The organism is Roseomonas sp. KE2513, from assembly GCF_016107305.1.
Taxonomy (GTDB): domain Bacteria; phylum Pseudomonadota; class Alphaproteobacteria; order Acetobacterales; family Acetobacteraceae; genus Roseomonas.
This window is the reverse complement of sequence record NZ_RCVR01000004.1, coordinates 275,110-294,871: the sequence shown is the minus strand read 5'-3', so window position 1 is coordinate 294,871 and position 19,762 is coordinate 275,110. Positions and strand designations below refer to the sequence as shown.

At 64.0% G+C, this 19,762-nt stretch carries 18 protein-coding genes; 10 read left to right on the top strand and 8 right to left on the bottom strand.

Translation table 11 applies throughout. The annotated features are described in order from the left end of the window. Window positions 1–114 precede the first annotated feature (114 nt). Together D9599_RS06540 and cueR are read right to left on the bottom strand one after the other, a co-directional pair. Window positions 115–510 (bottom strand): DUF411 domain-containing protein, encoded by a 396-nt coding sequence (locus tag D9599_RS06540; protein WP_198380395.1) that lies wholly within the window; start codon window positions 508–510, stop codon window positions 115–117. A 71-nt stretch (window positions 511–581) separates the two neighbouring features. Then, window positions 582–1,070, bottom strand: a complete 489-nt coding sequence (cueR, locus tag D9599_RS06535) for a Cu(I)-responsive transcriptional regulator (protein ID WP_198380394.1) — start codon at window positions 1,068–1,070, stop codon at window positions 582–584. A 195-nt stretch (window positions 1,071–1,265) separates the two neighbouring features. On the opposite strand from cueR, the gene D9599_RS06530 reads away from it, so the two are divergent. Continuing rightward, window positions 1,266–3,668, top strand: coding sequence for a heavy metal translocating P-type ATPase (locus tag D9599_RS06530; protein ID WP_375373038.1), 2,403 nt, complete (start codon window positions 1,266–1,268; stop codon window positions 3,666–3,668). A 92-nt stretch (window positions 3,669–3,760) separates the two neighbouring features. Here D9599_RS06530 and D9599_RS06525 read toward each other — a convergent pair whose 3' ends face one another. After that, complete coding sequence (locus D9599_RS06525) at window positions 3,761–4,180, bottom strand: hypothetical protein (RefSeq protein ID WP_198380392.1); 420 nt, start codon at window positions 4,178–4,180, stop codon at window positions 3,761–3,763. Between the two features lie 324 nt (window positions 4,181–4,504). On the opposite strand from D9599_RS06525, the gene D9599_RS31200 reads away from it, so the two are divergent. The 4 genes from D9599_RS31200 (at window position 4,505) to D9599_RS06505 (ending at window position 9,825) form a co-directional block, all read left to right on the top strand. Beyond that, window positions 4,505–6,820, top strand: coding sequence for a multicopper oxidase domain-containing protein (locus tag D9599_RS31200; RefSeq protein WP_232480200.1), 2,316 nt, complete (start codon window positions 4,505–4,507; stop codon window positions 6,818–6,820). 143 nt (window positions 6,821–6,963) lie between these two features. Then, window positions 6,964–7,614, top strand: coding sequence for a copper resistance protein B (locus D9599_RS06515; protein WP_232480199.1), 651 nt, complete (start codon window positions 6,964–6,966; stop codon window positions 7,612–7,614). A gap of 94 nt (window positions 7,615–7,708) precedes the next feature. Continuing rightward, window positions 7,709–8,467 (top strand): response regulator, encoded by a 759-nt coding sequence (locus D9599_RS06510; RefSeq protein WP_232480198.1) that lies wholly within the window; start codon window positions 7,709–7,711, stop codon window positions 8,465–8,467. Then, window positions 8,455–9,825, top strand: coding sequence for an ATP-binding protein (locus tag D9599_RS06505; RefSeq protein ID WP_198380390.1), 1,371 nt, complete (start codon window positions 8,455–8,457; stop codon window positions 9,823–9,825). Before D9599_RS06510 ends, D9599_RS06505 begins: the two co-directional genes overlap by 13 nt. A 114-nt stretch (window positions 9,826–9,939) precedes the next feature. On the opposite strand, the gene D9599_RS06500 is transcribed toward D9599_RS06505, so the two are convergent. Then, window positions 9,940–10,623, bottom strand: a complete 684-nt coding sequence (locus D9599_RS06500; RefSeq protein WP_198380389.1) for a hypothetical protein — start codon at window positions 10,621–10,623, stop codon at window positions 9,940–9,942. Window positions 10,624–11,124: 501 nt separating this feature from the next. Between D9599_RS06500 and D9599_RS06495 the strand changes: the two genes are divergently transcribed. The 3 genes from D9599_RS06495 (at window position 11,125) to D9599_RS06485 (ending at window position 12,741) form a co-directional block, all read left to right on the top strand. After that, window positions 11,125–11,331, top strand: coding sequence for a heavy-metal-associated domain-containing protein (locus D9599_RS06495; RefSeq protein ID WP_198380388.1), 207 nt, complete (start codon window positions 11,125–11,127; stop codon window positions 11,329–11,331). A 151-nt stretch (window positions 11,332–11,482) separates the two neighbouring features. Further along, the gene (locus tag D9599_RS06490; RefSeq protein WP_198380425.1) at window positions 11,483–11,857 is read left to right on the top strand and encodes a copper resistance CopC family protein; all 375 of its coding nucleotides are present in this window, start codon (window positions 11,483–11,485) and stop codon (window positions 11,855–11,857) included. Window positions 11,858–12,045: 188 nt separating this feature from the next. Beyond that, window positions 12,046–12,741 (top strand): copper resistance D family protein, encoded by a 696-nt coding sequence (locus tag D9599_RS06485; protein WP_232480197.1) that lies wholly within the window; start codon window positions 12,046–12,048, stop codon window positions 12,739–12,741. A gap of 112 nt (window positions 12,742–12,853) precedes the next feature. Here the strand turns inward: D9599_RS06485 and D9599_RS06480 are convergent, their stop codons facing one another. The 3 genes from D9599_RS06480 to D9599_RS31890 form a co-directional block, all read right to left on the bottom strand. Continuing rightward, window positions 12,854–14,299 carry a calcium-binding protein gene (locus tag D9599_RS06480; RefSeq protein ID WP_198380386.1) on the bottom strand — a complete coding sequence of 482 codons (1,446 nt, stop codon included), beginning with the start codon at window positions 14,297–14,299 and terminating at the stop codon, window positions 12,854–12,856. Window positions 14,300–15,148: 849 nt separating this feature from the next. Further along, the gene (locus D9599_RS06475) at window positions 15,149–15,658 is read right to left on the bottom strand and encodes a DUF305 domain-containing protein (RefSeq protein ID WP_198380385.1); all 510 of its coding nucleotides are present in this window, start codon (window positions 15,656–15,658) and stop codon (window positions 15,149–15,151) included. 124 nt (window positions 15,659–15,782) lie between these two features. Continuing rightward, complete coding sequence (locus D9599_RS31890) at window positions 15,783–16,151, bottom strand: DUF305 domain-containing protein (protein ID WP_198380384.1); 369 nt, start codon at window positions 16,149–16,151, stop codon at window positions 15,783–15,785. 467 nt (window positions 16,152–16,618) lie between these two features. Here D9599_RS31890 and D9599_RS06465 point away from each other — a divergent pair, with 467 nt between their 5' ends. Beyond that, window positions 16,619–16,876, top strand: coding sequence for a DUF2933 domain-containing protein (locus D9599_RS06465; protein WP_198380383.1), 258 nt, complete (start codon window positions 16,619–16,621; stop codon window positions 16,874–16,876). Between the two features lie 13 nt (window positions 16,877–16,889). Here the strand turns inward: D9599_RS06465 and D9599_RS06460 are convergent, their stop codons facing one another. Next, window positions 16,890–18,209, bottom strand: coding sequence for a type II restriction endonuclease (locus D9599_RS06460; protein WP_198380382.1), 1,320 nt, complete (start codon window positions 18,207–18,209; stop codon window positions 16,890–16,892). Window positions 18,210–18,671: 462 nt separating this feature from the next. Here D9599_RS06460 and D9599_RS06455 point away from each other — a divergent pair, with 462 nt between their 5' ends. Next, entirely contained in the window at window positions 18,672–19,751 is a 1,080-nt protein-coding gene (locus tag D9599_RS06455) for an SAVED domain-containing protein (protein ID WP_198380381.1), read from the top strand. Window positions 19,752–19,762: the final 11 nt, after the last annotated feature.

The following is a 19,762-nucleotide window of genomic DNA, read 5'->3' as shown; positions in this document are numbered from 1 at the left end:
GCGAGAGGACATGCCATCAGCTTGGTCCGGGACGAGCGCGCGTTAAAGAGATCTGTCGAGGGGCAAACCAGGCCCGCTCTCAGGAGAGCTCCGGCAGCAGGAGGAGCGCAGGTGTCAATGCCGCGCCCAGACCCGGTTGCCACCAGATCCTCCAAACACGATGACCTGGTAGGGAGTACCCGGGATGTCCATGCCCGGCGAGGCAGGCGGCATCCCTGGTGCTGCCAGCCCCACCGCACGGGGGCGTTCTGCGAGCAGGCGGCGGACGTCGGCGGCAGGGACATGGCCCTCGATCACGTAGCCATCCACCAAGGCAGTGTGGCATGACTGGAGGGCAGCTGGGACTCCTCGGGCAGACTTGATCGCTGCGACGTCGCCCACGTCATGCACAGTGGCCTGGAAGCCAGCAGCGCGCAGGTGCTCTACCCAGCCCTCACAGCAGCCGCAGTTCGCGTCCTTCCAGACCTCGATCGCGGTGGCCTGAGTTGCGCGGGCCGATGCAAGGGGCATCACCGCAGCAGCCAGACCGAGGCCCAGGGTTAGACGTCTTCTGGTTGGGGATGGGGAGGAGATCTCTTTCACTACATGGCTCCTTGAATGGTCCGGTGCGCTGCGGCTCCCGGAGCCTCACGCCTCGTCCTTGCCCTGCTCGCCGGCACGTCTGAGAAGGCAAGGCCCCGGCCTCCCTCGGCGATCTCGTCCAAGATGGGGCACTCTGGCCGGTGGTCACCGTGGCAGGCCGTTGCCATGCCCTCCAGCGCCTCGCACATCCGTGTCAGTTCACCGATCTTTGCTCTGAGCTCGGCCGCGTGCTCGGTGGCAATGCGCTTTACGTCGGCGCTCGCTCGATCCTCGTCCTGCCAGAGACCAATCAGCAGCTGGATGCGGTCGAGCGGAAGTCCGAGGTCGCGCGCCCTCCGGACGAACTTCAAAGTTTTGACGTCAGCCTCGGAGTAAACCCGGTAGCCAGCCTCTGTCCGCCCGGCCTTTCCGAGAAGACCAATGCTCTCATAGTACCGCAGCATCTTTGCCGAGACGCCAGAAGCTTTCGCCGCGTGACCGATTTGCATCTCTGACCTCCCCTCTGGACCACTCTGCCTTACTCGTGGGTTACAAGATGAGGTTTCCCACCGTGGGAAGGTCAAGGGCAAGCAACGTCCTGGTCGAGTCAGAGAACCCTTGACCTTCCCACGGTGGGAAACCTCAGGTTCGGAGCCTCGCAACAGCGGCTCATCCTAGAGTGGGCTGCACCAGGGGCGGCAAGCATGGGCGGTCATCATTCCAGCCACGACCAAGATCACGGTCATCAGCACGGGCCGAGCTGCCACCATGACGACAATGCCATGGTGGCCGACGACGGGCGCGTCACCGATCCGGTCTGCGGGATGAGGGTCGACCCAGCGACTTCGAAGCACCGTCTGGAGCATGGCGGGACGACCTTCCACTTCTGCTCAGCAGGCTGCCGGTCAAAGTTCGAGGCAGATCCAGAAAAGTATCTGAGGCCCCGAACCGCCATTCAGCCCGCCGTGGTGCCCAAGGGCACCATCTACACCTGCCCCATGCACCCGCAAGTCCGGCAGGAGGGCCCTGGAAACTGCCCCATCTGCGGCATGGCGCTGGAGCCCCTGGAGGTCACCGCCGAGGCAGGGCCTAACCACGAACTCATCGACATGACCCGGCGGATGTGGATTGGGCTGGCCCTCACCATCCCGGTCGTCATCCTGGAGATGGGTGCCCACATCCCTGGGCTCGGCCTGCATGACCTGATTTCGCCTACGGCCTCGACCTGGACCCAGTTCCTGCTGGCGACACCAGTGGTGCTCTGGGCGGGATGGCCCTTCTTCGTGCGCGGTTGGCAGTCGGTGGTGAACCGCAGCCTCAACATGTTCAGCTTGATCGCCCTCGGGACCGGGGCGGCCTACCTGTACAGCCTGGTCGCTACCTTCGCGCCCGGCATCTTTCCCCGGGGCTTCCGCGGCATGGATGGCACGGTGGCCGTCTACTACGAGGCGGCAGCCGTCATCACCGTGCTGGTCCTCCTTGGCCAGGTGCTGGAACTGCGCGCCCGGGAGCAGACCGGCGGCGCCATTCGCGCCCTGCTGGACCTAGCGCCAAAGGTTGCGCGCCGCATCCGCCCGAACGGAACCGATGAGGAGGTCAACCTGGCCGACGTTCAGCTGGGCGACCGCCTACGGGTGCGGCCCGGTGAGGGTGTCCCTGTGGATGGCGAGGTGCTGGAGGGCGGTGGCTCGGTCGACGAGTCGATGGTCACCGGAGAGTCCCTGCCAGTTGAGAAGGCGCCTGGCTCCAAGGTCATCGGCGGCACGGTGAACGGCACGGGATCCCTGGTGATGCGGGCCGACAAGGTTGGTTCGGACACCATGCTCTCGCGCATCGTCGCCATGGTGGCGGAAGCCCAGCGCAGCCGGGCGCCCATCCAGCGGATGGCCGACCACGTGTCCGGCTACTTTGTCCCGGCGGTCATCGCCGTGGCGATTGTCGCCTTTATTGCCTGGGCTGTCTGGGGCCCATCCCCGGCGCTCTCCTACGGCCTGATCGCCGCCGTCTCCGTTCTCATCATCGCCTGCCCCTGCGCCCTTGGCCTGGCGACGCCGATGTCGATCATGGTCGGCGTGGGCAAGGGCGCCGGTGCGGGCGTCCTCATCAGGTCGGCCGAGGCGCTCGAGCGCATGGAGAAGGTCGACACCCTCGTCGTGGACAAGACGGGCACGCTCACAGTTGGCAAGCCAGAGGTGGTTGCCGTTATCTCTGGTCCGGGCCTCACAGAGGCTGAGGTGTTGCCCCTCGCGGCAAGCCTGGAGCGCTCCAGCGAGCACCCCCTGGCAGCGGCGATCGTGGCCGCAGCCCATAAGCGCAGCGTAGAACTTCAGGAGCCCGCTGACTTCGCCTCTGTCACGGGCAAGGGTGTCACCGGGACTGTGGGTGGGCGCCGGGTCGCCCTGGGCAACGCGAGGCTCATGGCCGACCTCGGTGTGGATCTAGGCGATCTCTCCGCCAGGGCGGATGACCTCCGCCGCGAGGGCGGCAGCGCTCTGTTCCTGGCCGTCGATGGCAAGCCGGGAGGCGTCATCGCCGTGGCTGACCCTATCAAGGAGACGACGCCTGGCGCCCTGAAGAGCCTGCGGGACGAGGGCATCCACATCGTCATGCTCACCGGAGACAACGCCACAACGGCTGCCGCCGTCGCCCGGAGGCTGGGGATTGATGAGTTCCAGGGTGACGTCCTCCCCGAGGACAAGCACCGCATCGTTCGGGAACTCAAGGGGAAGGGTCGAGTGGTCGCCATGGCCGGGGATGGCGTCAACGACGCGCCAGCCCTGGCAGAGGCGGATGTCGGCATCGCCATGGGGACCGGCACTGACGTCGCCATGCAGAGCGCGGGCGTCACCCTGGTAAAGGGGGACCTCGCTGGCATTGCGCGGGCGCGCACCTTGAGCCATGCGACCATGCGGAACATCCGACAGAACCTGTTCCTGGCCTTTGTCTACAACGCACTTGGAGTGCCGCTTGCCGCGGGTGTGCTCTACCCGTTCCTGGGCATCCTGCTCAGCCCGATCGTCGCCGCCCTGGCAATGGCACTGAGCTCAGTCTCGGTGATCGGCAATGCCTTGCGGTTGAGGGCAGTCAGGCTCGAAGGCGTGCGGTGACTGACTTCGACGAAGCGGACGGCAAGTTCGTGCCGCTGCGGGAACTGGTCGATGTGTGGTGGCGGCTAGATCGGCCGCCACCACAGTCGAGTTCAGCGGGCCCGGGTGCCGCGCTGGGTACCGGTGGAGCCGCTCATCTGATCGCAGTGTGCCATCATGGCCTGCATATCCGAGCTCATGCTGGCACCCGCCCGCATCTGCTGACGCATCTCGGCGCAGTGGGCCATCATCTGCTGCATGTTCATGCCGGACATGTTGTGGCCCTGCATGTTGCTGCCACTCATACCAGGCATCCGGGAGTGGTCCATGCCCTGCATGCTGCCTCCCTGCATGCCCTGCGGGCTGGATGCAGGCATCGCCGTCGACCGCCCTGCAGGCTGGATCGACAGGTCAGCAGCTGGAGGTGCCGAAGCTTGCGGCGTCGCCTGCTGGGCGCACGCCGCGGCTCCAAGGGCGAGAGTCAGGCCGAGAACCAGCCGGGTGTTCCGAAATCCACGCGAAGCAATGTTCATGCTTCCTCCTCCTGGCCGTGCCTCGCCGGACCGGGCTGGCCAACATCTCGGAACTCCCGTGTCCGGTGGGAGCAGGCGAATGAGCTACGGCACGACCAATGGTCCTGCCGGAACAGGTAACGCGCATGAGCGCGGCACGGCTGAAGGCTACACGCTCCCTGCAAGGCCGTCCTCAATCTGAGTCTCTGGCAAATCTTTCATTTTATGTCCGGAGCCATTCCCTCATTGCTCGAGTGGACCCCAGAGTTGATATCAAGCCCGCCCTTTCTGACGCCGCATACCAGGGTTCTCCGATGTCACATCAGTTGAGAGGAGTGTTCCAGCATGGCTGAGTTTTCCATGTCGCGGCGCAGCATGCTGGCTGCAGGCATCGCCGCTGTTGCCGCACCCGCGGCGTCGAGCAGGGCACTGGCTCAACCCGCCATCGGGCGGGCCATGCCGCGCGAGTTCAACCTCGCCATTGAGCACGTGACCCTGAACATCACCGGAAGGTCGCGCTCAGCCATTGCGATCAACCGGCAGGTCCCTGGTCCCGTGCTGAAGTTCCGCGAGGGTGAGGAGGTGGTCATCAATGTGGCTAACCGCCTGCGTGAAGAGACTTCCGTGCATTGGCATGGCCTCATCCTCCCCAGCGAGCAGGACGGCGTGCCGGGCATCAGCGATGGCTTCCAAGGCATCGCAGTAGGTCAGACGCACCAGTACCGTTACCCACTCGTGCAGTCCGGCACCTACTGGTATCACAGCCACTCCGGCACGCAGGAGCAGGCAGGCTTCTACGGCCCGCTAATCATTGAGCCGACCCGCCCTGATCCCTATGGCTATGACCGCGACTACATCATCCAGTTCTCTGACTGGACGGATGAGAACCCCCACCGTGTCATCCAGAACCTCAAGCGGGACCCTGGCTACTACAACTACAACAAGCGCACCGCAGCGAGCCTCGCCGCCGAACTGGCGCGTGCGCCGAACGCAGCAGCCCGCGAAGCCGTCATCCGCGACCGGATGATGTGGGGCCAGATGCGGATGGACCCGACCGACATCGAGGATGTGACGGGCTACACCTTCCTCGTCAACGGCCGGACGCCGCAGCAGAACTTCACCGCCCTCTACCGGCCCGGTGAGACCGTCCGCCTCCGCTTCATCAACTCGGGCGCCATGAGCCACTTCGACGTTCGCATCCCTGGGTTGGAGATGACGGTTGTCCAGGCGCATGGCAACAACGTCGTGCCAGTGCCGGTCGATGAGTTCCGCATCGCTCCCGCGGAGACCTTTGACGTCCTCGTACGCCCCACCAACGGGCGCCAGTTCCAGATCCTGGCGGAGTCCATGGGCCGTCAGGGGTTTGCGAGCGCCAGCATCGCCACCCAGGAAGGGCTGCCGATGCTGGCCCTGCCGCCGCACCGTGAGCGGCCGCTCCTGACCATGGCAGACATGGGTGGCGACTACGGGCCCAAGGGTCTGGATCGCGGCACTCTGCGCCCGGAGACCGACCGGCCTGGTCAGATCGCTCCCATGGGCTCGATGGGGGACATGGGCGGCATGGACCACTCCGGCATGTCTGGGATGTCCGGAATGGGTGGTGGGGGCGGCATGCAGGGCATGGATCACTCCAACATGCCTGGAATGACCTCGCCTCCTGCAACCGGGCGTGGAAGGGGGACGTCGGCGCCCTCCAGCGCTCCCGCCATGGACCACTCGAACATGTCGGGGATGGACCACTCCAACATGCCCGGCATGGGTCGGCGATCCTCCCTTGCCAACGACCCCGGCTTCCAGCTGGCCTCCGCACGTATGCCGCTGGCATCTGTGGCGGGTACGGACGCCTTTATCCTGGCTCAGGCTCGCCAGGGCCAGAGCCAGGGCGGCATGCAGGGCATGGACCACTCAAACATGCCCGGAATGGACCACTCGAACATGCCGGGTATGGACCATCCAAACACGCCTGGCATGGGCCAGCAGCGCCCAACTCAGCAGACCCCGCCGAGCAGGCCGCAGGGGCGGCAAAACCAGCAGCCAGCGCCCAGACGTGATCAGCGCAGCGCGGCCCCGGCAGCACCGGACCACGCGGCCATGGGCCACGGCGCCCCGGGCACGGGACAAGTCGGTCAGGTGGATATGTCGGCCGCCAGCGCCCATGCCGGGCATGGTGGGATGGCGCCGCCCGACGCGTTTGCTGTGAACACCGGAGCACCTCCTGGTACCCGGGTGCTCACCTATCGGCACCTCAAGGCGCTGGCGAACCCCTATCCCGTGCGGGAACCGAACAGGATCATCGAGGTCCGCCTGACCGGCAACATGGAGCGTTACTTCTGGGCAATCAACGGCAACCGGTTCAGCGAGGCACAGCCGATCTCGCTGGTCTTGGGCGAGCGGGTGCGGCTCCGCTTCATCAATGAAACAATGATGTCCCATCCCATGCACCTGCACGGCGTGTGGATGCAGCCCCAGGTGGGCAATGGTGCCCAGAACCCACTGCTGCACACTGTCAGCATCCGGCCCGGCAGTACGATGGACGTCGATGTAGAGGCGGATGCCGAGGGCGGCTGGGCTTTCCACTGCCACATGCTCTTCCACATGGAGACCGGGATGATGCGCAAGGTTGAGATCCGGCGCTCGCCGCGCGTCGCGTCTGCCGGTTGATGGCTATGGAGCAAACATCAGTGTGCCGCTCGTCCACGTCCCTATTGGCTCTCCCGGTCTTGCTCGGGCTGTTCGGAGCCGGCCAAGCCTCAGCGCAGCAGGCGGCCTCGCAGAACGCAGCCCGTGATCCAGGCGCCCATGCCATGGCGTCCCATGAACTCTATTATGGCGCTGTGCTCTTCGAGAAGCTGGAGTGGGGTGTCGGCCTGAATGGGGCGCCGAACATCGCGCGCTGGGATGGACAAGCTTGGTACGGCACGGACTACGACAAGGTGTGGGTAAAGACCCAGGGTGAGCTCGAGCGCGGACGCCGTGCCGAGAACGCCGAGGTCCAGCTCCTCTACTCCAGGCTACTCGGCTACTACTGGGATTTTCAGGCGGGTGTGCGGTATGACCCCCGGCCCCGGCCGGATCGCACCTATGGTGTGATCGGGATCCAGGGCTTGGCTCCGGGCCTCTTTGAGGTCGACCTGCAGGCTTTCGTGAGTGAGAGGGGTGACCTCTCAGCCCGGCTCGAGGCGTCCTACGACCTCTACGTTACCCAACGGTTGGTGTTCCAGCCAAACGTCGAGGTCAACGTCGCAGCCCAGCGCGTCCGCGAACTCGGCGTCAACAGCGGTATCAGCGACATCGAGGCAGGATTCCGAGTTCGCTATGAGTTCACGCGTGAGGTCGCTCCCTATGTGGGTGTCAACTATACGCGGCGTTTTGGCGAGGCGGCCCGCTATGTCCGAGATGAGGGCGGCAAGGCTGAATCGTTCGAGTTCCTTACGGGCGTCCGGCTCTACTTCTGAGCGAGGCCGGGCCGATGAGAGAACATTCTGTCCCTCCTTGGATCAGGGGAGCGGCTCGGTGAATGACCGTGCCGGAGGAACCCCTCCTCGAGGTATGTCGGCAACTGACCTCCCGCCGATGTCTGGAGAGGGGCGGCATGTCCTCGTCGTCGAGGACGATGGCGAGCTGCGCAAGCTGCTGGTCTCCCTGCTTCGCCGGAGCGGGTTTCGCGTGAGCGGAGCCCGAGACGGCATCGAGATGCGCCGTCTTCTTGCCTCTGCTCCTGTGGACCTCGTTGTGCTCGACGTCATGCTGCCAGGCCGGTCCGGCTTCGAACTCTGCCGGGATCTCCGCGCCGAGGGACGGATTCCAATTATCCTTCTCACGGCTCTCGCAGAAGCCTCGGATCGGGTGATCGGGCTGGAGCTGGGTGCGGATGACTTCGTGGTAAAGCCTGCGGACCCGCGCGAACTGGTGGCGCGTATTCGAGCTGTGCTCCGCCGCGTCGAAAACCCCGAGGGACCGCACGGGGGCGAAGGCCGAGAGGTGGCGCGTTTTGCAAAGTGGTCCCTGGATACGAGGCGACGGGAACTGCTCCGGCCCGACGGTGTGGTCGTGGAACTGACCAGCGGCGAGTACGATCTGCTCCTGGCCTTTGTTGAACGTCCTCAGCGAATCCTAACCCGTGATCAGCTCCTGGATCTCGCCCGCAATCGTCCCTACGGAGGACTGGATCGATCCATGGATGTCCAGATCAGCCGCTTGCGAGCCAAGCTGGGCGCCAGACCGCATGAGGAGGGAGAGCCCGGCCTGATCAAAACGGTCCGTGGTGTTGGTTATATGCTCTCAAGCCCCGTAGAATGGACGGGGTGACCCGGTTCATTCCCCAGTCCCTTGCTGCGCGCACGCTTGCGGCGCTTACCGTCGGCTTCGCCGTGCTCTTTGCCACGATGGTTGGTCTCCACGACGTCTTGCTGCGCAAGGCCGTAGAGCATGGAACCGAGGAGTTGCTGGCCCAACGGCTGTCGACTCTGATCGACGCCGTTGCGGCTGCGCCCGAGGTAGATAGAGACCAACTCGCACACGCGTTGTCCCGCGCAGACTTAACGGTGCACTGGCGTCGGAACACGGAACCGAGCCTTGAGCACCCCTCCGATGCTAACTGGGAGGCGGTTGCTACGAGGGCCAAGGCTCTCTCCGGCCTGACGACCGAGGTTCGTGTCCGCTCAGGGCGGATCGACCGATCGTCGGACCGTATCGCCGGCATCGGTGCCATCGCTCGCCTGCAGGACGGCTCCTGGCTTGAGGTCGAAATCGCCTCGTTCAACGTGTTGTCGACGGACCAGGCCGCGCTGCACTCCTATGCTGCGGCCATCGGTCTTGTCCTGCTGCTGGCGGTCGGCTTTGCCGCGCGGTCAGTCTCCGCCCCCGTTTCGGCCCTTGCCGCCACTGTGTCCCGGCTTGACCTGGAGCGGGAGATCCCGACGCTGCCCTCCTCTGGGCCCCGCGAGGTGCAGATGCTGGCTGAGGCCTTGAACGGTATGGCAGCTCGTACCCGGGACGCGTTTCGCCAGCGCACCCTGGCCCTGGGGGCTTTGTCCCACGACCTGATGTCACCGATCGCCCGACTTCGCCTCCGAGCGGAGGAGCTCCCAGATGAGATCAGGGAACCCATCCGCCGTGATCTCGCAGAAATGGAGACCATGGTGTCCGATGTCCTTGCCTACTTGCGAGGCGGACACGGTGGTGAGGTCATCCAGCCCCTGGTCGTGGCAGCCCTGGTTCGAACAGTTGTCGACGAGTTTACGGATGCAGGCACGCACGTTGAGGAGGGGCGCATGGATGAAAATGCGGTCGTCCCTGTAAGGCGGATTGCGATCAAGCGGGCGGTAACGAACCTCGTCGCGAATGCCATCAGGCATGGTCGCGAACCCTGGATCGAGGTTGTCGAAGCTTCAGAATCCGTGCTGGTCCGCGTTGGAGACCGGGGGCCGGGTATCCCGACGGAAGATCTGCCCCGGGTCACCGAACCCTTTTTCAGGGGCGATCCCGCAAGGACGGCAGGGCGGAGTGGCAGCGGTCTAGGCCTCTCCACTGCGCGCGCGATCGTAGAAGCCCACGGTGGAAGCCTCTCGATCGACAGCGCTCCCGGCAAGGGAACCGTGGTGACGCTCAAGCTTCCGCTGAAGCAGGCGCGCACTGAGGCCTCAGCAGGAAGCAAATTGATGTAACTCCTCGGTGTTGATGTATGGTCGCCAAGACGATGAAGCCGAGTAGCAGGATCTTCCGTCTAGAAACCAGGGTCTCACCACCATGCCATCTTCGGGGGATGCCGCCCTAGACTCCTACCTCGTCCGCCCCTGAAAAGTATCCTCCTGCTCCAGCAGCTTAGCCACCGCATCGGGATCAGAATGACCGGCTGCGCAGAGAGAGACGAGTGTCGAGTAGGACGATAGGACATCGTCCAGGACGGAAGCCACCGGAGCACCAGCTGTGAATGTCGCTACACCGGATCGGCGCAGCCGTCTGTCTGCCACGATTTCGTAGTTCGCCGCCTCCATGGCCAGCATGAAACGCTTCCCGAGGAGATCAGCTGAGATGTTGCGGGCGGAGGCAAGGGCCCGGATATCCCGGGCTGCGGAGAGTTCGCCTGTGGACAGGCGGCCGTCTGGCAAGAAGGTGGAAAGATCGGCGGCGAGGTGGAGGCGATCCACGAGCTGGAGGAGCCGTAGAAATCCGAGGAAGGCACCATTTGTTGTGGGCACCACAATGGGTAGATGGCCGTCCCGGAGGAGAAGCGCATCTCGCACCAGCGGTGTGATCGCAATGGCGCGGATGAAGTTCACATGCAACACGGCCTCGGACAGCGCGGCCAGCGCGTCTGGCTGACAAGTTGATCCGCTCCGCTCAAACCATCGAGCAATGGCGTGCCAGCCGAACCAGGTTGTCACCGTGGCCGCAATCTTCTTGATGCGCTTTCCCGCAACCGCGACAGCGGTTTCGAACACCAGACCTCTATCGCCACTCACCTCGCTGCCAATCCTGAAGCGGTTAGAACACGGATAGCTCCACGTAACGGCTGAGTGCTGCCTTCCATGGGTGACTACGGGCCCAGCATCAAGGTTCAGCTCAGCAATCCGAGTGATGAGACGGCGCCCGGCAACGGAGTTGTGGCCATGAGCCAGGGCGAGGGCTCTTAGGGTAGGCGCATTTGCTCCCCGATTGCCTGAGACAGCCTGGAGCAACCTCTCCGTGCGGCCAGCGGCGATAGAGCAGACGCGCATCTGAGGGTACTCCTGAATTTGTAGGAGTAACGACAGAGATAACAGAATCGCCTGGGCGTGCAGGGCCGGACTGAGTTCACATCCTCTCCTCGTCGCCAACGTTGATAGACGCTCGGCAAGCTCAGTACGACATCAGCGGAGCATCAACATCTCGCGCAAAATGGCATCGGCAGAGCGCCGTGTGGTCTTGACCTTCCCACGATAGGAAACCCCATCTCCTCCCTGGTTGATCTGGAGAACATCACGATGAGCCGTATAGAGATCGGGAACATGAATTGCGCGGGCTGCGCTAAAGGGGTGACCTCCGTCGTCAAGGCAACCGATCCTGCAGCGCAGGTCGAGATCCATCTCGACAGCAAGCAAATCGCGGTTACAGGTAGCTCTGTTGAAGGCGGCGCCTTGATCGCTGCGCTTCAGGCGGCTGGCTGGAAGGCGCAGGCGGCAACCCGCTGACCCTGTCGTGCATCAGGTCTCTGCGGCAGCAACAAATTGGTGTGGAATCCAGGCTGCGGTAGAGGTCTACCTCGCCTAAGGAGAGAATGTGGACTGGTTTCCGCCTCCTCTCGTGGAAGCCGTCCCGCACGATCAGACCACTGGAGAGATCATGCTTTCACGCCTCAACATCGTCAGGACCGGTCTCCTGGCGCTTACCTTAGCTGCTCTGACCCCGGCGGCGGCATCGGCTCATGCGATGCTCCACAGCTCTGACCCGGCGGATGGGGCAACCCTGCCTGCTTCGCCGCGCGCTCTGAATTTGGCGTTCAGCGAGGAATGCAGGGTCACGGCACTGCGCCTGCTCGACGAGAACGGGCGGGAGCACCAGGTGCGGCGAGAGGGAGGACGTGCGGCATCCAGTAGGGCGACGGCCACGGTTGCGGCTCCTCTGCCGTCGGGTGCTTACCGGCTGGAGTGGCGTGCAATGGGCGATGATGGGCACGTCATGAGTGGGACGGTGAAGTTCGCGGTCGCCGCCCGGTGATCTTGGAATTTCTGCGGCCGGAGCCTGAGCCTCTCCGTGCAACGGCCGCAGTACTGCGGATTGCCTACTACGTGGCGTCTCTGGGAACTGCTGGGTTGGCAATCTTTGCCTTGGGGTTCGGGCGTCTCCAGGATTCAGGAGATGTGGCAGTCTGCCGTCGGGCAACACTAGGACTGGTAGGATTTGGTTTGGTTGTCAGCCTGGCTTGGCTAGCCTCCCAGGTCGCCTTGGCATCAGACGGCGACGTCCTGGATCCTGAGATCTGGACCGTGATGCTGACGTCTCGCCCTGGCATCTCGGTCATCACCACCTGGGCAGGCCTGCTCGCCGTCGGCTTGGCTACCTGGATCGGACCGGGTGCCATGGTCTTTGGGGCAGCGGGGATCTTGGCCATCGCGGCCAGCTTTACGGCGGTCGGGCACACCACTCAGCATCAACCACGAACGCTACTGGCGACCGCTTTGGTCGTCCACCTCCTCGCGGTTTCGTTCTGGGCCGGAAGCTTGTGGCCGCTGGCCCTGGCGTCCCGGCGTGGCGGTCCGACAGCGGCCCGGTTGGTCGAGGGGTGGGCTCGTGCGGCCGGGTGGATCGTGGGTGGTCTGGTCCTCGCTGGAGCCGTTCTTGCCTGGTTGCTCGTCGGACGTTTGGACGCGTTGGTGACGACGCCATACGGATTGGCCCTTCTCGCAAAAGTCGGGCTGGTTGGCGTGCTCCTTGGTTTCGCCGCGTGGCACCGGTTCCGGCTGACGCCAGCCCTTGCAGCGAATACCCCTGGGTCCGGAGCTCGTCTCGCAGCCTCAATTGGCTGGGAGACCTTGGTGATGATCGCGGTGTTCTGGGCCGTGGCGGAGATGACCTCCACCAGTCCCCAGGGCGAGGGATGAAACCGCGAGTTCTCACCTCTCGGCTGAATGCCAGCGGCCCAGGTTGCTACCTGGACCGCTGACCACATGACAAAGCGGGCAACCGTGCCGGACCCTAAGGCCCGGATGTGAACTAGCTGAAGAGATAGCCCTGCTGCACAGCAGCCGTCTCGGCTCCGTCCCGGAAGAGGTAGAGAGAACCTTGATCCGTGATGGCGGGATCGTTGATGAATACGCCGCTTGCACCGGCGCCCGCGCTGAACATGAAGTCGTCCTGCGCCAGCTCGCTCTTGGTCAGCCCAGCGAGTAGCAGTGACCCCGCACCCTGATCAGTGGTCCAGCTGACCATTACGCCGTCAGCTGTATTGGCAACGCTGACCTCATCGGGCGTGATGTCACGGAACGCGATGTGATCGAATGCCCCAGGCCCGCCATCGAAGCCGCCGCTGACCACGTCGTTGCCGCTTTCGGGGGCCACGATGAAGGCGTCGGCGCCGTCACCACCGTTCAGGACATCATCGCCGCGCCCGCCCTCGATCATGTCGTGACCAACACCCGCATAGAGGGTGTCATTGCCGTCCTCACCCATGAGGCTATCGGCCTGATCCCCACCGAAGAGCTGGTCCGCCCCAGCCCCGCCGACGAGGTGATCCTGGCCAGTGCCGCCGTCCAGAGTGTCATTTCCGGCATCCCCGGTCAGGTTGTCGTCACCGCCTGCACCTGGAAAGCGGTCATCCCCTTCCAGGCCAAAATAGAAGTCACGGGCCCCCGTGCCGATGAAGGCATCCGCCTGGGCGGTGCCGACCTGGAGGTTGAATTCATCAAAGGAGACCGAAATGGCTTGCGTGGTGCTGCTGCCGATGTCTGGCGCAGAGAGGTTGAATCCCTCATCCACCGCAAAGCTGACCGCGGAGACATGGTCGGCGTCAAGGCTTGTCGGCTGAAGCAGCATCCGGTTGTCGGCAAACATGAAGTCGTCCTGGGCGAGATCCGCCTTGTGGACGCCAGCCAGCAGCACCGAAGCATTGCCGTCGTTCCAGCTGATCCTCACGCCAGCGACTGTCTCCTGGAAGGAGAGTTCCTCGGGCATGATGTCGCGAAAGGCGATGTGGTCGAGGATGCCTGGCCCTGCCTGGAAGTCGCCGACGATATCATGCCCACTGGTACGATCGACGATGAACGCATCGCCTCCGAGCCCACCGAAGAGCAGGTCGTTGCCCGTCCCACCCTCGAGATCACCGTGACCCGTGCCCTCGCTCAGGACATCACGCCCGCCTGATCCCCGAAGCTGGTCGGCGGAGTCGCCACCTACCAGGAGGTCGTTGCCCTCGCCCCCATCGAGGTGATTCATGCCCGCACCACCGGCGACGATGTCGTTCCCCACGCCTCCAAGGAGGTCGTCATTCTGGGCCTCTCCGATCAGAACATCCGAGTTCGCGCGGCCGAACTGGATGTCCATGACGCCTGCCCCGGCCAGAAAGTTCAGCCCTGAGTCGCCGATCTGCAGGTGGTAGTCGCCAAACGTCCGCTCCAAGCTAGCGCTATTGCCTAGGTCAGAATGCTGTGGGTTGTGCGCCATGACGGCTTCCTTCTGTGCGGCGGGTGCACCGACCTCCGAAGCGGAATTCAGGTCCGCACCAGGGCAGCAGGCCAATGAAAACGGCTCTGGAGGTGCAGGGATTGCTGTGTAATAAAACGATGTAATGTGAGGTTCCGTGCCAAGCAGACGCCATCTGCGATATGATATCTCTCACGGATCGTAGGTTAACTTATGGCAGTCCTTCGCACTGAACGGAACCGGTTTGCGTCAATATTGCGCAGGCCGAGCAAGGGTACTCATGGGACATCGCCTCGGTAGGGCAAGTGATGACAGCACCGTGTTGCAGTGGTCGTCCGGTTTCTTGGATTGACGCCACCCGGAAGCTGTTTGGATACCTCTGGCCCACCCTCGTTGGAGGCCAGAGCCAGAGGTCCCAGGCAGTCCGCCCAGGATGAGTTAGCGACCAACCGCTCAATCAGGGCGGCCCGCGTAGTCAGCCGTTGGCGGCTGAACGGCAGCCCGGGGGCTCCCACGGTCAGGCCAGGCGACGACAGCTGCCGGAGCGTGCTGCAGCCGCCGGACCTCAGGGCGCGGTCACCAAGCTGGGCCCCCGAGTTATGCGGCGTGGACGGCGCTGCGCCATGCAGCGGAGGCACCGGGAAGCAGGTCCGCCCTGTCACTGGAGCGGCTCCGGGCTCACTGGATGGCGTTCACAGCAGAGTGGAACGCGTCCCCCCATGAATGCCCAGCCTCACCCACAGCACGCCAACTAAGCCGCCAGTCGCCCGGCACGCGGGGTGAGGCACCAGTCGCGGTGGCATGGGGCTGCCCGCCAGACGCCTATCCCCGCGGTGCACCCGATGCTCCTTCGGTGCCCCGTCGGCGCACTCACCGTCCCTGGGCCTCGGCGCTCGCGATACGCGGCGCGAGATCCGGCGCATCGGGGGCTGGCGGGTTACGTTCGAGGTCCAAGATCAACTGCTTCATCTCGGCAATCTCTCTGACCTGGGCCTCGATGATCTGGTCGGCGAGCTTGCGCACGCGTGGGTCGCGGATGTGGGCCCGCTCGCTTGTCATGATCGCGATGGAGTGGTGCGGGATCATCGCCTTCATGTATGCGACATCGCCCACGGTTGCCTGACTGCGCACCAGGTAGAGGGAGGCCGCGAACACCACGATGCTCCCGGCAATGATTGCCAGGTTTCCGCGCATATTCTCATACATCTTCAGCATGAAGAGCATCATGATGACGGCCATGGTGGCGCCCATCATGAGGGCCATCCAGGTTCGTGTTTGACTGTAGAACACATGCTCAAAGGCGTAGGTGTTCAGGTACATCAAGCCGAACATGATGACCGTCGACACCAGGATCATCGCACCGAAACGGGCGTAGCTCATCGCGACTTCCTCAAACAAGTGGGCCAGGCCGCTGGCACCTTGTTGTCCCTGCCGGGTACGGCAGGGGCGCCGTCGGGATGCCTCAGAACGACTGGAGCTTGGTGATGCTGGTTACCGAGCGCAGCTACCGGGAGGGATGCCGGGACATCCAGGTCCTCAGCTCGGTGATCTCCTGTTGCTGCTTCTGGATCACTTCCTGGGCCATCCTCCGCATCTCCGGGTCACGTCCATGCTCGAGCTCGACCCTCGCCATGTCGATGGCCGCCTGATGGTGCTTCTCCATCATGCTAGCGAAGTCATGGTCTGCGTTGCCGGTGGTGGGTTCAGCCGCCATGTCGCGGTTCATCTTCTCCATGGCTGTGTGATACCCAGCCGCGGCCCCTTGATGCCCGGTCTGCTGACCGGCGGCCTGGGCCAAGGAGGGAACACCGTATAGGAGCGGGAGCGCGCACGTCGCGGCAGCGGCGGTTTGGATGATGCGGCCTCGTTTCATCACTGAATGCCTACCTCTTGTCATCAACCCGGGGGCCCTGTGCGGCAGGTCCGGCAGAGCCTCTCGCCGGGAACGGACCGCAGCAGGCGCTCAGACGCCCTTTCCAGACTGCCTGCCCGTAACGCTCTGAAGCGACGGCACGGCGAGCGTCGGATTACATCATTTTGTTTCGCTGACTAGCGACTGGGGCGATCTGGCGCGGCCGGAGAACCTCGCGGGCTAAGATCGTCCTCTGACCCGGCGAACTCTCGACTGGGGAGGGGCCCTTCAAATCTCGGCCGCTGATGTGCGCCGCTTGGGTGGCGAGCGCCCCGGGCCATGGGGCTGCCGGCGACTGATATTGGGCTCGGCACTGAGCGCCAGGGGCGAGCGGTGCCAACCCCGATGGTCGTTTCGGCCTGAGCTAGATCAAAGCGCTTCTGGCAGCCACCAGAGACTATGTGGGGAAGCAGATTGAAGGAACTGAGATGCGCGACCATTCTGCGGCATCCTGGTGGAGCAGCAGGGGCGACATTGTGTTGGCCGACTTCGGCTTGGTCGGCGCCTTCTATGTCCTGCGTGAGCATTACGCGCACGCTCTTGGCATTCTGCCGTACCTCCTTCTCCTCGCCTGTCCGTTCATGCACCTGTTCATGCACCACGGCCACGGCAGCCGTCACAGAGGCGATGGACGCCAAGACGGGGGCGCCGTGCAGGATGAGCCGCCGCCGCATGCAGGGCGCTAGCCTAGGTGTTCCCTCAGACGAGTTCCCGCGCGATGGCCCTGATCGGCTTCATGCCTTGACCAAAGCGGGCAATGGTCTCCCGGCTCGCCTTGAGTTCCCCGTAAGGCAGGTAGTGCACCTTGAGGTCGGCAACCCGGGAGAAGGCAGGACGGGCCAGTTGCGCCCGCACCTCCCCCTCACGGCCATCGGGAGCGACAAGGAACATGCCCTCCAGGGCGTGGGCCTCAGGGCCCAGTGCGAGGTCCAGCATCCGCACGATGCCGGAGTAGATCGAGGTCGTGTGCTCCACCTCGTAGGCGGCGACGATGCGCCCCGTCTCCTTCGACAGCCAGAGAACGTCGATAAGCCGGATGGCGTCCGCACCCGGTGCCTGCCCGATGGCAGCCGGAAGCCCGGCGAGGCAACCGTCGCCGAGCTTGCCTCCGTCCAGTGGACGGCTTCGGTCGTTTGCGGCGATCCAAACATCGTAACCCAGAGCCTTGCCGAGATCGCGCAGCCAGCCCTGGACGGCTGTGTGGGTCTCGTCCTCCTTCTGAGCCTCGGCCAGGGCCTTTGCCGCCCTCGCACCCTCCTCGCGGACGCTGGCAAGGTCCGCTTCCCAGGTGGCCCGGGCGCCGGCGTCGTCATCGAGCGGCGGGGCCGGGTAGCGGCCGCTTCCAAGGTCGAACAGGAGTCCGCCGACGGCACCCAGGTCATTCGACAGCAGCCCGCGGTGCTTGGCGTTCAGCGCGAGGACGCCTTGCCGCATGGCCAGGTACTCGTCCCACCGCCCAAGCTTCACCTTGGCGCCTGTGAGAGCGTTGTAGCCGTTGACGATGGCCGTGTTGAAGGGTGGCACAATGGTGGGATGCAGGAAGTAAAGGAGGTTTGCGACCGCTGGACCAAGGCCTTTGATTGCCTTGCTGTCGATCCCTCGGATGGCGGCAATGACCTGCTGCTCCGTGGTGCAGCAGACACAGGTATCGAGCAGGCGGCCAAAGGCACGCTGGTTCTCCGCGCTCTCGTAGATGTCCGGAATGCGGAGCTTCGGCTTCCAAAGGAAAGCGTGGTCCGCGCCCTTAAAGATCTGCCGCTGCTCCGCGATCGAATGGACCACTGTCTCCAGAGACGAACCACGGTAGGCAACCCCAAAGGTCCCGCCCTTGATCTCGGCGACGACCTGCTGGATGCCACGACGGATGGAGCGGAAGTTCTTGACCCTTTCCTCCCAAAGAAACCAGCTCCGGTAGGTGGAGCCCGGATCACCTCGCCAGCGGGTAAGCAGGGCGTTGAGGAGTTCGGGCGAAGTCGCCCCGGGGCCTCCGGGATGCTGGAGGGCTGCCGAGAATTGCATTGCGTGGTCCCAGGGCCGCCCAACCGGCAGCGTGCTTGCGGAGGACGATGAGGCAGAGCCGGAGTGTCTGCAAGAGGAGGAGGCAACCAGCTACTGGCCCAGGGGAGGACAGGCACCGCCTCCAGGGTACGACCGAGGCGCAGCTGTCAGCACGACCCATGTGCGGTCGGTAGCTAACTCTACTTTGAGCGGCATGCCGGGGGAGGGGGGTGCGCCCCGCCCAACATCGGCGTTCAAACGGCCTGCACCAGCACGCGCAGTGCGGCTGGTCTCTCGCGAGCAACTCTGACCGGTCCGGGTCTCAACCCATCCCGCCTGGTGGAGCGCCTGCTGCGGGTCCCTGACCAAGCCGGGGAGCATGGGGGCGCCGGGCGGCCCATTGCCGTAATCTATATGTAGACCTGTATTGAACGCGCGTCACTACATGTAGTAGTGCATTCCCATTGATCGTCGGGTGGCGTCGTGCTGAGCAGTTACAAACATTTCGCGGGGCGGCCGCTTACCTGGATCGGATCCCTCCTGGTTGTCAGCTCCCTCGGAAGCATCTTCGGCACCTATTCGGACCTTATACAGGGCGTCGTGCGGAAGGTGGCTGGCCTACCAGACCAGGAAACATCTCAAGCCCTGAGCGTCGGCATCCTCGTCGTCGGAGTCGTCCTCGTCATCATTGACCAGTGCTGGCTACGTACATGGAACCGAATCCGTAATCGTCTGCTTGCCGTGCGCCATGCCTCATTCAACTCGACCGCCGTTCCGCTTCTCAGGGAAGCGGATCTTCCAGAACACGGCGGGCCTTGGCATCTTGAGCTGCTGGACTGCGATCTGACACGACATCTGGCGGGCGGTAACCTTCAGGTCAGCCGGGCAGTCCTCGATCAGGAGCACGTCTGGAACAATCTGGAGGCACAACTCAGAGCGCCAAGCCCACCGCAGATTGCTTACTATGGCGTGGCACACATCCCGCTGCAGATCTGGGCGGGCCGCCAGATGGCTCACGCGACGCCGCTGCTGTTTGAACTGGAGCGGAAGGACAGCTCCTGGCGTGAACTTCGTCGTGGCGCTGCTCCCAATTTGCACATCAGAACTCAAAGGACGCCATCGGCGATGCGCCCGAGCTCGCTCGTGGTACGCGTGGCGGTGAGCTACCCGGTGGAACTACAGGATGTTTGTGAGATAGTCGCTGAGCCCTTTGACGATGTGCTGGTCACGGTCAGCAAGCCGGCGCCGGATCTGATCACCCACTATGCACATGCTGAGGCATTAGCTGCAGCTGTGAGACGGGCGATCGACACGGGTATGGCACGCATCCCTACCGGGGGAACGGTCCACCTATTCTTCGCCGGCCCCATGAGCGTTGGGTTCAGCATCGGGCGCCTCATCTCGCCGTCGGTGCACCCTGCTGTCATTGCGTACAATTATACGTCCCAAACGAGCCCCAAATATCTTTGGGGGCTTCGCGTAAACTCAAATCATGCCTCCGAGCTGGTGGTCGAGCCGGCGCCAATCGGCTCACTCGCGCCGCCTATGAAAGTGACCCGCTGATGTTCTGGATG